Origin of the sequence: Frankia sp. AiPs1 (genome assembly GCF_023716945.1) — a bacterium.
Taxonomy (GTDB): Bacteria; Actinomycetota; Actinomycetes; order Frankiales; family Frankiaceae; genus Frankia.
On sequence record NZ_JAMQQF010000887.1, the window covers coordinates 1 to 1,601 of the forward strand.

The 1,601-nt window shown below is 76.3% G+C and carries 2 protein-coding genes; both read left to right on the top strand.

Annotation, left to right across the window (positions count from 1 at the left end; translation table 11 throughout):
* On the top strand, window positions 1–874 hold an 874-nt coding region (locus ND748_RS31595), incomplete at its 5' end, for an FkbM family methyltransferase (protein ID WP_308205786.1).
* Window positions 871–1,601: glycosyltransferase family 2 protein (locus ND748_RS31600; protein ID WP_251749951.1), on the top strand; the 731-nt coding region annotated here is incomplete at its 3' end. The genes ND748_RS31595 and ND748_RS31600, both read left to right, overlap by 4 nt.

Consider the following 1,601-nt stretch of genomic DNA (forward strand, 5'->3'; position numbering starts at 1 on the left):
CCCGCCGCGCCGACCACACCGCCAGGAGGGCTCCGTGCCGCACCGGCCGCCCGCGCGCCGCCTCGCCGAACAGCTCACGCATCGGGTGGTGCTGCCCCGCCGGCTGCCGCCGCCGTACCGGGCCAGCCGGATCTACGTGTCCAGCGAGGGCGGGTTGAAGTACCTGCGGCCGAGCCTCGCCCGCGTCGATCCGATGCTCACCGGTCTCGTCGCCGAGGTGATCCGGCCCGGCCATGTCGTCTGGGATGTCGGTGCGAACCTGGGCCTGTTCACGTTCACCGCGGCGCGGGCGGCCGCGCCCGGCGGGACCGTTGTCGCGATCGAACCGGACACGTGGCTGGTCAGCCTGCTCCGCCGGTCGGCGCGGCTGTCTACCCGCAGCACCGGTCCGGCGCGCGAGCAGGCGGCAGTGGAGATTCTGCCCGCGGCGGTCGGCGCCTCGACCGGCGTCGGACGCTTCCAGGTGGCCCGCCGCAGCCGGGCGACGAGCCACCTCGCCGGCTTCGGCGGCAGCCAGGCGGGCGGGGTGCGCACCACCCACCTGGTCCCGACCGTCACCCTCGACGGCCTGCTCGCCGACCTGCCGGCGCCCGACGTGGTGAAGATCGACGTGGAGGGGGCCGAACGGGCGGTGCTGGCGGGCGCCAACCACCTGCTCGCCGCGGTGCGGCCGGTACTGATCTGCGAGGTCGCGACGCCGAACGCCGAGGCGGTGGGCGCACTGCTCGCCCGCCACGACTACCGCATCGTCGACGCGGACACCCCGCCCACGCGGCGCCGCCCGCTGCTGATCGCGCCCTGGTCGACCCTGGCCGTCCCGACCACCGCCCGGCCGCCGGACCAGCCGGTCGCCCTGCGGCAGGCCCGGGCGTGAAGGCGACCGCGATCATCGTCCACTGGGGACCCGTCACGCCGACGGTGGAGCTCGCCGGCGCGCTCACCGCCATGCCCCGGATCGGCGGGATCATCGTGGTGGCGAACGACCGGCGCCCCCGCCCGGCCGGGCTCGATCCGAGGGTGTCGTGGCTCGTCCCGGCCGGCAACCTGGGTTTCGGCGGCGGCTTTCGGCACGGCTGCGCCGCCGACCCGTCGGCGCCGGCCTACCTGCTGCTCAACAACGACGTCCGGCTGACGGCCACCACCGTCGACGCCTGCCTGGACCTGCTGGCCCGCCCCGGCGTGGGGATCGTCGGCCCGACCCTGGTCAATGCGGGCGGCCTGCATCCCGGGGCGGGCGGGCTCACCCCCGTGCTCACCGTGCCCCGGCGCCGGCGTGTTCCGACGGACGCCGCCGACGAGGTGCCGTGGGTGACCGGGGCGACGATGTTCATCCGGGCGGCGTGCCTGCGCGACGCGCCGATGGACACCCGCTTCTTCCTCGTCTACGAGGATCTCGACCTGTGCCGACGGGCCCGGGCGGCGGGCTGGCGGGTGCTGGTCAGCCCGGCCCAGTCCTGGCACGCCGGCGGCGGGACGGTCCCCGCCGACGGCTACACCTACTACACCGTGCGCAACCGGCTGTGGTTCGCCCGCCTGCACACCCGGGCGCCGCAGGTGGCGCTGGCGACCGCCTGGCTGCTGGTCGCGGTGCTGCCCCGGCT